7 protein-coding genes are annotated in these 13,030 nt (G+C 40.2%); all 7 read left to right on the forward strand.

All coding sequences use genetic code 11. The annotated features are described in order from the left end of the window. Positions 1 to 4 precede the first annotated feature (4 nt). The 7 genes from malQ (at position 5) to PESP_RS19720 (ending at position 13,002) form a co-directional block, all read left to right on the forward strand. Positions 5 to 2,002, forward strand: coding sequence for a 4-alpha-glucanotransferase (gene malQ / locus PESP_RS19690; protein WP_089349698.1), 1,998 nt, complete (start codon positions 5 to 7; stop codon positions 2,000 to 2,002). Beyond that, positions 1,995 to 4,214 carry a 1,4-alpha-glucan branching protein GlgB gene (gene glgB, locus PESP_RS19695; protein WP_089349699.1) on the forward strand — a complete coding sequence of 740 codons (2,220 nt, stop codon included), beginning with the start codon at positions 1,995 to 1,997 and terminating at the stop codon, positions 4,212 to 4,214. Before malQ ends, glgB begins: the two co-directional genes overlap by 8 nt. Continuing rightward, complete coding sequence (gene glgX / locus PESP_RS19700; RefSeq protein WP_089349700.1) at positions 4,207 to 6,270, forward strand: glycogen debranching protein GlgX; 2,064 nt, start codon at positions 4,207 to 4,209, stop codon at positions 6,268 to 6,270. Before glgB ends, glgX begins: the two co-directional genes overlap by 8 nt. Beyond that, positions 6,263 to 8,800, forward strand: coding sequence for a glycogen/starch/alpha-glucan phosphorylase (locus tag PESP_RS19705; RefSeq protein WP_089349701.1), 2,538 nt, complete (start codon positions 6,263 to 6,265; stop codon positions 8,798 to 8,800). The genes glgX and PESP_RS19705 overlap by 8 nt, the downstream gene beginning before the upstream one ends. A 14-nt stretch (positions 8,801 to 8,814) precedes the next feature. Beyond that, positions 8,815 to 10,116 carry a glucose-1-phosphate adenylyltransferase gene (gene glgC / locus PESP_RS19710; protein WP_089349702.1) on the forward strand — a complete coding sequence of 434 codons (1,302 nt, stop codon included), beginning with the start codon at positions 8,815 to 8,817 and terminating at the stop codon, positions 10,114 to 10,116. Between the two features lie 43 nt (positions 10,117 to 10,159). Beyond that, complete coding sequence (locus PESP_RS19715; RefSeq protein WP_089349703.1) at positions 10,160 to 11,695, forward strand: glycogen synthase; 1,536 nt, start codon at positions 10,160 to 10,162, stop codon at positions 11,693 to 11,695. Between the two features lie 92 nt (positions 11,696 to 11,787). Further along, positions 11,788 to 13,002, forward strand: coding sequence for an EAL and HDOD domain-containing protein (locus PESP_RS19720; RefSeq protein WP_089349849.1), 1,215 nt, complete (start codon positions 11,788 to 11,790; stop codon positions 13,000 to 13,002). Positions 13,003 to 13,030 lie beyond the last annotated feature (28 nt).

Below are 13,030 nucleotides of genomic sequence, written 5' to 3' on the forward strand. Positions count from 1 at the left end.
ACATATGGACGCACTTTCGCAGTTGTTTTACCTGCACGGTATTGGTTATGAATTTACTAAATACACAGGCGAGCAGGTTATATTTAGCGAAGACACGCGCAAACGTGCCTTACAATGTTGTGGTGTTAATACAGAAAACGATAACCAAGTTGCACACCTTAATTATGAATTAGATGCTGCGACCTGGCTTGAACTCACGCCTAATACGTCGCTTTTTTCTTTAACGGATAAGCTATTACACGTTCGCATTGATGAGCGACAGCTAGGCCAGCATTTTAGTGTATCGATTAGTGAGCTCAACCTTAACTTTGAAAGAGAAAACTTACATGGTTTAGCTGTAACGGGTGAATATTATCTGCATGATGTGCGCTATATTGAAGTTGCAGTACCACTCGCGACTATGCCTGTTGGCTACTATAGCGCAGTAGTTAAGGTAGGTGAGCAAAGTAAACAGACTCAACTATGGGCAACCCCTGAAAAAGTTTACCAAGTAGATGATAGCAAACGAACTGGGCTTTCTATTCAACTTTATACGGTAAAAAATAAAGCTGGCCTAGGTGTGGGTGACTTTAATGATTTACTTGAGCTATGTGAGTTATGCGCACAACAGCATATGGATTACATACTGCTTAACCCGTTGCATTTGTTATTTGCAGAGCAACCAGAGCGAGCAAGTCCCTACAGTCCAAATAGCCGAGCTTTATTAAACCCACTTTATATATCTATTGAGCTGTGCGGCGACAGTAATAATAACGCGCAATTAAACACATTATTGCAAAGCGATGAAGTACAAGCCATTATAAATAAGCATGAGCAGTTTATAGATTATGAGCTTGTTAGCAGAGCTAAATATACCTTATTCAATGCGCTTTATACTCATTTTGAAGCAACTGCCTCTTCAGCGCGACGTGATGAATTTAATTTGTTTTGTGAGCAAAACCAAAGCACGTTGAAAACATTAAATTCAGCTAATCCGTCTTTTGATTATTACTTACAGTGGCAGGCCAGATTACAGTTAAATATTTGTCAGCAACATTGCTTAGATGCAGGTATGGCAATAGGCCTCATAAACGACTTAGCTGTAGGGTGCGCAGGTGATGGCGTTGAATATAAATCACAACAACCACTATTTAGCGAAAACGCAAATGTCGGCGCACCACCAGACCCATGGGCAGAAGCCGGACAAAATTGGGGCTTACCTGCACTAAATCCCCAGCAGCTAAAGAATGAACATTTCTCTTTTTATCGCGCGCTTATTCAGTCAAACATGCAAGGCGTTGGCGGGCTTAGAATTGACCATGTAATGGCACTTAGGCGTTTATGGTGGTGTTTTGAAAACAACCATAAGCAAGATGGCTGTTATGTTTATTACCCTTTTGAATATTTATTGGCTATCTTAAAAATAGAGTCTCACTTAAATAAAAGCATTGTTATAGGAGAAGACTTAGGCATAGTGCCTCCCGAGGTAAAGCATGCGCTAGCCAGTAGTGGTATATATTCAAATAGCTTATTTTATTTTGAAAAACAACATGATGGCGAGTTTTTACCTTTAGAACACTTACCCAAACATTGCTTAATTATGATTGCTAATCATGATGTGCCACCATTTTGTGGCTGGTGGCAGTTAGATGATTTAAAAATAAAGCAGCAATATCAATTAATAGATGAGCAGCAATATCATCAACAGGATCAACTGCGTAAAACAGAAAAGCAACGATTGCTTCGTTTTATAAATAGACACAGCCATGAAAGACTAAGCGAAAATAGTAACGCTATGACCGTTTATAGTGAACTTGCAAAAGCCTTAGCTCATGCAAACACACGGTTGTTTGCATTGCAGCTTGATGATTTAGATAAGCAAACTTACCCAGTAAATGTGCCTGGCACTAATACAGAATACCCAAACTGGCGGCGGGTATTAACTCATACCAGCAAAGAAATTTTTCAAAATAATGCCAGTACCTTGGCTGCTATCAATTCAATAAGGAAAGGATATGCGTAGTACCGCACCAAAGGATCCCATGCATACACACTATGATGCGCAAGTTAATGCATTACAAGGTGGCAGATTTAAAGACCCATTTAGTTTTTTAGGCGTGCATAGTTATAAAAGTAGCTACGAAATCCGTGTGTTTTTACCTGCAGCGCAAAGCGTAAGTATTAGTATAAATGATAAAAAAATAGCGGCTAAGCGTTATAACAACAGTGATTTATTTATTGCATGCGTAACCGAGGCGCCATGCGCACCTTACATGTGCGAAGCCACTTACTCAGATTCGACGTTATGTTTTTTTGATGAATATAGTTTTGAGTCTAGTTTAGATAAAGACGCCATGTACCTTTTTAATGAGGGGAGTTTAGAACACGCTTATAAGCATTTAGGTGCTCACTTTGTTAGCCAGCAAGGTATTGAAGGCGTACGTTTTTGTGTATGGGCACCGAATGCTGCGAGTGTGTCTGTTATTGGTGAGTTTAACTTTTGGCAAGCTAATCGTCATTTTATGCGGTTTCATCCTGCAAGTGGAGTGTGGGAATTATTTATAGCGGAGCTTAAAGCGGATACCTGCTATAAGTTTTCAATTGTTACACAATCAGGTGAAGTACTTGAAAAAGCCGACCCCTTTGCTTTTAAAATGCAGCAAGCGCCTGGTACTGCCAGTGTATTACAACAAACAACTCCAGCAATTAAACTTAGCGACTCTGCGTTAAAAAACCGACAAAAACGCAACCACATTGACGCACCCGTTAGTATTTACGAAGTGCATTTAGGGTCTTGGCAGCGCGCAGAGGGTAACAGATACCTAAGCTATAATGAACTTGCCGATAAGCTTATAGCGTACACGCTCGAAATGGGTTTTACCCACATACAACTAATGCCTATTAGTGAATACCCATTTGATGGTTCTTGGGGTTATCAGCCTGTAGGATTATTTGCGCCTTCAAGTCGATTTGGTGATTACGCCAGCTTTAAATATTTTATAGAGCAATGCCATAAAGCTAATTTAGGCGTGTTGCTTGATTGGGTGCCTGGGCACTTTCCTAGTGACCCACATGGGCTTCATCACTTTGACGGCACTCATTTATTTGAACATGCCGATGTACGCCAAGGGTTTCACCCAGATTGGAATACATATATTTACAACTACGATAGGCCTGAGGTTAAGAGCTTTTTAATCTCAAATGCAATGTATTGGCTAGAGCAATTTGGCCTTGATGGTTTGCGCGTAGATGCAGTGGCATCAATGCTTTATTTAGATTACAGCCGTAAAGAAGGTGAGTGGGTTGCCAATTGCTATGGTGGTCGAGAAAACTTAGGGGCAATAGAGTGTCTAAAACAAGTTAATTTACGCAGCTACAAAAATAATCCCGGAATTATGATGGTTGCTGAAGAGTCAACCGCGTGGCCAGGTGTTACACAAAGCGTTGAACATAATGGTTTAGGTTTTGGTTATAAATGGAATATGGGGTGGATGAACGACAGCTTGCATTACATGCAACACGATCCTTTGTATCGGCAGCATCATCACCACGAAATGACATTTTCGATGGTGTATGCATTTAGCGAAAATTACATATTACCGCTTAGCCACGATGAAGTCGTTCACGGTAAAGGCTCTTTAATTGAAAAAATGCCTGGGGACGAGTGGCAAAAATTTGCGAATTTACGTTCTTATTATGCCTTTATGTGGGCACATCCTGGCAAAAAACTATTATTTATGGGAAGTGAAATAGCGCAGCGAAAAGAGTGGGATCATAACCACTCAATTGATTGGCACTTGCTTGAACATAAAAGCCATACTGGTATTCAAAACACCGTACAGGCCCTTAATAACATATATAAAACACACCCCGCACTTTATGAGCTAGATAGCAGCCCCGCAGGTTTTGAATGGATAGATAACAATAATAATGAGCAAAGCATATTTAGCTTTGTGCGTTATGCAAAAAATGCGCATGACTTTGTCGTTGTTATCGCTAACTTTACCCCTGTGTCATATCGAAATTACGAGTTGGGCGTACCAAGTGCAGGAAAATATAAGGTTATTTTAAATACCGATGAAGATAGTTTTTTTGGCTCCGGTGTTGAGGTAACAGCTAATGCACAAGGTGTTATAAGCGCTAAAAAAAGGAATGCTCATGGGTTTGCACATACCATTAATATTTCAATTGGTGGATTAACCACTATTTATTTACAAAGGGTTGAAGATGAGTAATCGATTTGAGGTTTCACATGGACAACCTAAGCCGTTAGGCGCCAACCTAGCTGATAATGGCGTAAACTTCAGCCTTTATGCTCCGCATGCATCTCAAGCCTATGTTTGTTTATTTGATAAAAGCGGTCATTCTGAAATTTTAAAAGTAACTATGCACATCAATGAAGGCGGTATATGGAGTGCCCACGTTGCGCCTTTAAATGAAGGCGCTTTATATGGCTTTCGTGTTGAAGGGGAATACAGCCCAGAAAAAGGTTTATTATTTAACGAAAATAAACTCCTTATAGACCCCTACGCAAAAGACTTATTTGGTGAATTTACTTGGAGTGAACGTCATTACGGGCAAATGCCTATAGGCACAAAAAGCACCGTTAATAACGCGATAGATATTCCTAAATCGCGTGTAATAAATAGTAAGCCTTATACAGATAAAAAACCAAATCATAGCTGGTGCAACACAGTTATATACGAATGTCATGTTAAAGGGGCTACTTGCCGCCATCCTAATATACCTAAAAACTTACAAGGCAAATTTTTAGGCCTAAGCCATCCTAGCTTTATTGAACACTTACACAATTTGGGCGTTACAGCCATTGAGCTACTTCCTGTGCACGCCTTTATTAGTGAGCAATTTTTAACAGCTAAAGGTTTGCAAAATTACTGGGGCTACAACACTTTAAACTTCTTTACACCGCATAAAGACTATTTAATTGATGATGATATCAATGAGTTTAAGCAAATGGTTAGTGAGCTGCACGCTGCAAATATAGAGGTGATTTTAGATGTTGTTTACAACCATACCGCAGAAGCTGGCACGGATGGGCCTATTTTATCGTTAAGAGGCTTAGACAATTTAGCTTACTACCGCACGGTACCCGATAAACCGAATGTTTATATTAACGATACAGGCTGTGGTAACACAGTTAATATCGATCACCCTAAAACCTTAAAGCTGGTCCTCGATAGCTTACGCTATTGGGTCGAGGTTATGGGGGTAGACGGCTTTAGATTTGACTTAGCGACTATTTTGGGGCGTACACAACATGGGTTTAATACAGCGCATGCTTTTTTTCAGGCTATAGAGCAAGACCCTGTATTAAGTGAGGTAAAACTGATTAGCGAGCCTTGGGATATTGGACCCGGTGGTTATCAGTTAGGTGCTTTTGCGGCTCCTTGGCGAGAGTGGAACGATCAATATAGAGATGTGATACGTCGCTTTTGGCAAAGTGAAGAAGGGGTAATCGCTAATGTTGCAAAGCGTATTCATGGCTCATTTGATATTTTTGAACATAGTCAACGTGGCCCCCTTAACAGCATAAATTTTATCACTAGCCATGACGGTTTTACCCTTGCTGATTTAGTGAGTTATGAGCACAAACACAATGAGGAAAACGGCGAGCAAAATAGAGATGGGCACAGCGCTAATCACTCAATTAACTGCGGTGTAGAAGGGTTTACTAACGACAGTAAAGTGATTGCACTTAGATTGCAGCAGCAAAAGAACTTTTTACTCACGCTTATACTCTCTAAAGGAGTGCCCATGATTGCCTCTGGTAGTGAAATGGGGCATTCACAAGGGGGCAATAATAACGCCTATTGCCAAAATAACCGTACAAGTTGGCTTGCGTGGAAAGACTCTCAGTTAAATCATTCGTTGACTCGATTTATTGATGATGCGCTTAAAATAAGGCGCGGTCATAGTGCTTTTAAACACAGTGTGTTCTCAGAAGACATTGATGAGCGTTTCACGGTTAAATGGTTTACCGAGCAGGGTATAAAAATGAGTAACGATCATTGGCATGAACCACACAGGCAATTTTTAATGTATAGCTTGTTGGATAAGCAAAATAAATACGCCTTATTGATCATTTTAAATGCGAGTAAAAAAACAGTTTTTTGTAAGTTACCCCCATCGCCAATTGCTGCGCAATGGGAAATGGTTTTATCAAGTGTACATAACGCATCTGTTAGTAGTAAAGGAGATGCAATAGTCGAAATTTCAGCACAAAGTAGCTGGGTTTTTAGTGCCAATTTAGAGGACGAAGGTCATGTCTAAGCAAGACGAAAATGTGTGTGTGGTAAAAGGGTGGCAAGAAGGCCCTGTAATTGATGAAAGCACTTTAAAAGATGATTTAACTCGGCATTTTTACTACAGCTTAGGGCGCGACAAAGTGGGTGAATCTCAGCTTTATTTATACCACGCCTTAGCGCTTACAATTCGCGATAGGTTAGTGGCGCGTTGCAGAGAAACCAACCAACAAATTAAACAAGAAAAACGACGTAAAACAGCGTATTTATCACTTGAATTTTTAATGGGTCGAGCACTGGGTAACGCTGTATTAAATTTAGACTTAGATGAGCAAGTATCATCAGCGCTACAAGAGTATTGCACAAGCATTGAAACTGTCGCAGAAGCAGAGCACGACGCAGGGCTTGGAAATGGAGGCCTGGGCCGTTTAGCTGCTTGCTTTTTAGATAGCTGTGCAAGCCTTGCGCTTCCCGTGGTTGGTTACGGTATTCGCTATGAATACGGCATGTTTAATCAATCATTAAAAAATGGCCACCAAATAGAGCAACCTGATAATTGGCTTCGTGAAGGACACCCTTGGGAGCTTGCTGCGCCTGAACAAGCTAAGCGCGTAAAGTTTTTTGGTCATGTACAAAGTTACACAGATAAACACGGTCGCGAGCATCGTCAATGGATAGGCTGCCAAGATGTATTAGCCGTGCCTTATGATGTGCCAATTCCAGGCTACAAAAACGATATAGTCAATACGCTGCGTTTATGGAAGTCAGAAGCCACAGATGAGTTTAATTTAACCGAATTCAATGCGGGTAGTTACTCAGAAGCCGTTGCACAAAAAAACTTAGCAGAACAAATTACCATGGTGCTGTACCCTAATGACAGCAGTGAAAATGGTAAAGAGCTGCGTCTTCGTCAGCAGTACTTTTTATCATCTGCCAGTATTCAAGATATCGTATCGCAATGGGTGGAGCAGTATGGTGAAGATTTTAGCGATTTTGCCAATCATCACGTATTTCAATTAAACGATACTCACCCAAGTATTGCCGTTGCCGAATTAATGCGTATTTTAGTAGATGACTATGAGCTTGATTGGGACAATGCATGGCAAATTACTACCAGTACTATGGCGTATACAAACCATACGTTACTACCTGAGGCACTAGAGAAATGGTCAGTCCCATTATTTGCTAAATTATTACCTCGCATTTTAGAAATAATTTATGAAATTAACGCACGCTTTTTAGCTCAAGTTGCACAACATTGGCCTGGCGACGCTAACAAACAGCGTACATTGTCTTTAATAGAAGAAGGCGATGTACCGCAAATTCGTATGGCCTATTTAGCTATAGTGGGCAGCTACTCAGTTAATGGTGTAGCAGCGCTGCATACTCAGCTATTAAAAGAAGGCCTATTTAAAGAGTTTTACGCGCTTTGGCCAAACAAATTTAACAACAAAACCAATGGGGTAACCCCAAGACGTTGGTTAGCGCATTGTAACCCTGCACTGAGTCAATTAATTACCGAAAAGATTGGCGATAAATGGATAAGTGACTTTGCGACAATCAGCCAATTACGCCGATACTACGATGACAAAAATTTCCACACGCAATGGCAAGCCGTTAAGCGTGAAAACAAACAGCGTTTAGTTGATTTAGTTAAAGCGCGTTGCGATGTCGATTTTGATGTAAACATGATGTTTGACGTACAAGTAAAACGTATCCATGAATACAAGCGCCAGTTACTGAATGTACTTCATGTTATCCATTTATATGACCGAATACGCCGTGGTGATACACAAAACTTAGTCCCTCGTTGTGTGTTACTTGGTGGTAAGGCAGCCCCAGGTTATTACATGGCTAAAAAAATTATTAAATTAATTAATAACGTTGCAGAGGTTGTTAATAAAGACCCGCTTGCTGCGCCTTATTTACGTGTTGCCTTTTTGCCTAATTACAATGTAACCGCAATGGAAACTATTTGCCCAGCAACCGATTTATCTGAGCAAGTGTCTACCGCAGGTAAAGAAGCGTCTGGTACTGGTAACATGAAGTTTATGATGAATGGCGCTTTGACCATTGGCACATTAGATGGCGCAAACATTGAAATTAGAGATGCAGTCGGGGCTGATAACTTCTTTTTGTTTGGTGCACAAGCGCATGAAATTGACGATATTAAGTCGCGTTACAACCCAACAAATTTAATAGAGCAAAACAGTGATTTAAAAAACGTTATGCAACTTTTAGAAAGTGGGCAATTTAACTTATTTGAGCCCAGTTTATTTGACGATATAGTTAATGCAATCAAAAGCCCTCACGATCCTTGGCTGGTTGCACACGACTTTGAAAGTTACATTAAAGCGCAAAAACAAGTAGAGCTTGCCTATACAGATCAAACTCATTGGACTCAAATGAGTATTTTAAATACCGCAGCAAGTGGAATTTTTTCAAGCGATAGAACCATAAGCCAATACAGTGAAGATATTTGGCACTTAACCCCCCTAACTATTAGTGAAACAGACTTACAAGCAACTAAGAGCCATGCCACTAAGAGCACAGACTAAACGGAGAGAGTATTATGCCTAGTTATGCAAATCGTTACATAAGTAGCTTAACCCGAGATACATATGCGTTAATACTGGCTGGTGGACGCGGCTCACGCTTGCACGAGTTAACAGATTGGCGTGCAAAGCCCGCAGTTTACTTTGGCGGTAAGCACCGCATTATTGATTTTCCGCTATCAAACTGTATTAATTCAGGTGTGAGGCGAGTGGGTATTGCCACTCAATATAAGTCTCATTCACTTATTCGTCATGTTAATCGCGCATGGGGGCACTTTAAAAAGGAGCTGGGAGAGTCTGTAGAGATTTTACCGGCGTCGCAACGTAATGGCGATGAATGGTATTGCGGTACCGCTGATGCCGTATTTCAAAATATGGATATTATTCGTCATGAGTTACCAAAGTACGTGATGATTTTATCAGGGGACCACGTATATCGAATGGATTACGGTGCACTGCTTGCTGAGCACGTACAAAAAGGCGCTGACATGACCGTATGTTGCCTTGAAGTACCCGTTGAGGAGGCGGCAGATACGTTTGGTGTTATGACCGTAGATGAACAAAGCCGCGTGTGTCGTTTTGATGAAAAGCCCGCTATACCAAGTTCAGTACCCGGTAAGCCAGGCACGTGTTTAGCATCAATGGGAAACTATGTTTTCAACACTGAGTTTTTATTTGAGCAACTTAAAAAAGATGCACAAACAGAAGGCTCTGGGCGTGACTTTGGTCACGATATCATTCCTGCCATTATTGAAGAGCATAGTGTATATGCGTTTCCATTTAGAGATCCACTTCAAGAAGGGCAACCTTATTGGCGCGATGTAGGCACACTTGATTCATTTTGGGAAGCCAATATGGAACTCGTTATGCCAGAGCCACAATTAGATTTATACGATCCAACGTGGCCTATTTGGACATACCAAGAGCAGCTTCCTCCAGCTAAGTTTATCTTTGATGATGAAGATAGACGTGGTATGGCAGTAGATTCAACGGTATCGGGTGGGTGTATTGTATCGGGCTCAGTGGTTAGAAAGTCATTACTGTTTTCTAATGTGCATGTGCGCTCATTTTGTGAAATTGAGCAATCGGTGATATTACCCGGTGCTGTTATTAATCGTAATTGTAAAATAAAACGCGCGATTATTGATAGAAGCTGTGAAATACCCGCAGGGCTTGAAATAGGTTTTGATAGAAAAACCGATGAAGAAAATGGCTTTAGAGTGTCTAAAAAAGGGATCGTGTTAGTAACCCGTGATATGCTCAGTGAGCTTGCTAAAAAGCTTGAGCGTCAATCTCAAGAAAACAAAAAATTCGCCTAACACATGTGCGAATAACGAAAAGGTTAAAGGAAGAAGTAAATAAATGCATGTATTAATGGTTGCCGCAGAAAACGATGCTTTACCTAATGCTAAAGTTGGCGGGGTTGCAGATGTTGTAAGAGACGCCCCAAAAGCACTGGCAGCACAAGGCGTGAATGTAGATGTAATAATACCCGATTATGGTTTTGAGCATTTGCAGCGAGACTACATAGGTGACGTAACAGTTATTTTTAGAGCGCAACCACAGGTATTATCGTTATTTAAACTTTGTGACGACAACACACACATAAACCAATTTGTTATTTCGCACCCTTTGTTTAGTCAATCGGGTTCGGTGTATTGTAACGACGAACCCGGTCGCCCATTTGCAACTGACGCAACTAAATATGCTTTATTTAATGCCGCTGTTTGCGAAGCGCTTTTACAAGGACTCATTAAACAGCCAAATGCACTGCATTTACACGATTGGCACAGTGCCTGTGTTGCCGTATTACTAAAGTTTGATAAACGATACCGTGATTTGGCAAATGTACATATTGCATACACGGTGCATAACCTAGCACTACAAGGGATCAGGCCTTTTAAACATGATGAATCAAGTTTAGAAGCTTGGTTTCCTTCGTTAGGTTACAACGGGCAACACTTATGTGACCCACGTTACCCACATTGTTTTAATCCTATGCGCAGTACAATAAACCTTGCAGACAAAGTACATTTGGTTTCGCCTACTTACAGCAAAGAAGTATTAAAACCAAGTGACTATCAGCAAGGTTTTTTTGGTGGAGAAGGCCTTGAGCTTGATTTACAAAATTGCGAAAAACAGGGCAAACTGCTTGGTATTTTAAATGGTTGTGAATACCCTGAGGAGCCCAGCCATAGTGCTAGTTTACCTCAATTATATCAACAGATTGAAAGCACACTATTTACTTGGATGGCAAAAAAGCCACAGCTTGAAAGTGGCTACTATATTGCTCATCAACGACTACAACAGTTTATGGCATCACCTGTTAAAGGGCCATTAGTTACAAGTGTTGGCAGGCTCACTGAGCAAAAAGTTTTACTGTTGTGTCAGTCTTTTGAAAGCTCATTAGCTATCGATAAAGTGTGTCAAATAGTGGATGAATTTAATGGTCGCATCATTATATTAGGTTCAGGAGAAGAAGCACTAGAAGAGGTATTTACTAAAGCAATGGCGCGCAATTCAAATCTTTTATTCTTGAAAGGTTACGGACAAGGTGTTGGTGATTTAATGTACCAATTAGGGGACTTGTTTTTAATGCCTAGCTCATTTGAACCTTGTGGTATTAGCCAAATGCTGGCAATGCGAGCAGGGCAGCCTTGTTTAGTTCACAGTGTTGGCGGACTAAAAGATACCGTAAAGCATAATGAAAACGGTTTTAGTTTTAATGCTGGTATGCTTAGTAAGCAAGCCGATTCACTGCTAAAGTGTTTACATGAAACACTAACGTTACACAAAGAACAGCCTAAGCAATGGCAAAAAATTAAAGCTAATGCTAAAGGGGCACGTTTTTCGTGGACTCAAGTGGCAACTGATTATATTTCATACTTATATCAATAAAGTTATTGTAAATACACCTTAGCTCCGTGACATAGCAGCTTATTTACGTTATTAATTACTTGGTATTGGTAAATTTAATAAAAGTAGGTAATGTGTCTGTATTTGTTGCAAGGCAAGCAATATTTAATCGTAAACAAAATGTAGTTGCTTATGAACTATTATTTCGTAATAGTCCGAAAAACTTTTTTCCTGATATAGAAGAAGGTCATGCAACTGCACGCCTAATTATGGAGAATCAGCTTAATTTAGGCACTCGCCACATTACTTCTGGTAAAACTGCGCTAATAAATATAGGACCAGAGTCACTAAAACTCGACTTATGTGCTTTTTTACCTTGTAAAGATGTAGTCATAGAACTACTCGAAACCATTGAACCAACAGACGATAATTACCAACTTTGCCGAGCGCTTTTTCATAACAATTATAAGCTCGCGCTTGATGACTTTGTATATAAACCACAATGGGAACGTTTTTTAAAGTTTGTAAAGCTGGTTAAGTTTGATATTGCACAAACCCCCTTGAGCGAGATCACCTCGGTAGTTGCAAAATTAAAGCAGTATAAAAAAATAAAAATACTGGCAGAGAAAATAGAAACCCAAGCTGATTATCAACAAGCGCATAAAATGGGCTTTGACTATTTTCAGGGCTACTTTTTTGCAAAACCGACTATGCATGCACAAAAGGATATTGATTATAACTACGCATTAGTTATCGCTATTTATGCGCAGGTAATGAAGCCAAGCCCGGATGTAAAGCAAATTACTACCTTATTTGAAGCCGATGCAGCGCTTGCTTATAAACTGATGCGTTTACTAAATAGCGGCGTGTTTCCTATTCAAAGCAAAATTCATTCTATTAAACAGGCATTGGTATACTTAGGTCATGAGCGCCTTAAAAAGTTTGTTAGTTTAATTGTTACTGCCCACACTACGGGGAAAAAGCCGGCAGAGTTGATGCAAGTGTGTGTAGTAAGAGCGCGGTTTTGTGAGTTATTAGCTAAGCATGTGTCTAAACCGCTTGCGGGAGAAGCATTTTTAACTGGCTTGTTCTCACTATTAGATGCAATACTTGATCAACCAATGAGTTTATTAGTTGAAAAGCTACCTTTTCCTGACGACATTAAAGCTGCACTATTAAACGAAAAAAACCAACTTTACTACATCTTAAACGTTGTTAAAGCATACGAAACAGGAAGCTGGTGGGCGCTTGAGCAAGCGGTAGTACTATTAAATATAGATAGTAAAATTTTACCGGGCATATACAAGCAAGCCGTCGATTGGGCCGACAACTACAAAAATAACATTTAATAGGTACAAACGCTTTACTTATGCGCAA

The sequence above is a fragment of the Pseudoalteromonas espejiana DSM 9414 genome (genome assembly GCF_002221525.1).
GTDB lineage: Bacteria > Pseudomonadota > Gammaproteobacteria > Enterobacterales > Alteromonadaceae > Pseudoalteromonas > Pseudoalteromonas espejiana.

Bases quoted from the DNA above. Each gene is read 5' to 3' on its own strand.
- glgX (WP_089349700.1), top strand. From the start codon at position 4,207: ATGAGTAATCGATTTGAGGTTTCACATGGACAACCTAAGCCGTTAGGC.
- PESP_RS19705 (WP_089349701.1), top strand. From the start codon at position 6,263: ATGTCTAAGCAAGACGAAAATGTGTGTGTGGTAAAAGGGTGGCAAGAA.
- glgC (WP_089349702.1), top strand. From the start codon at position 8,815: ATGCCTAGTTATGCAAATCGTTACATAAGTAGCTTAACCCGAGATACA.
- glgB (WP_089349699.1), top strand. From the start codon at position 1,995: ATGCGTAGTACCGCACCAAAGGATCCCATGCATACACACTATGATGCG.
- PESP_RS19715 (WP_089349703.1), top strand. From the start codon at position 10,160: ATGCATGTATTAATGGTTGCCGCAGAAAACGATGCTTTACCTAATGCT.
- malQ (WP_089349698.1), top strand. From the start codon at position 5: ATGGACGCACTTTCGCAGTTGTTTTACCTGCACGGTATTGGTTATGAA.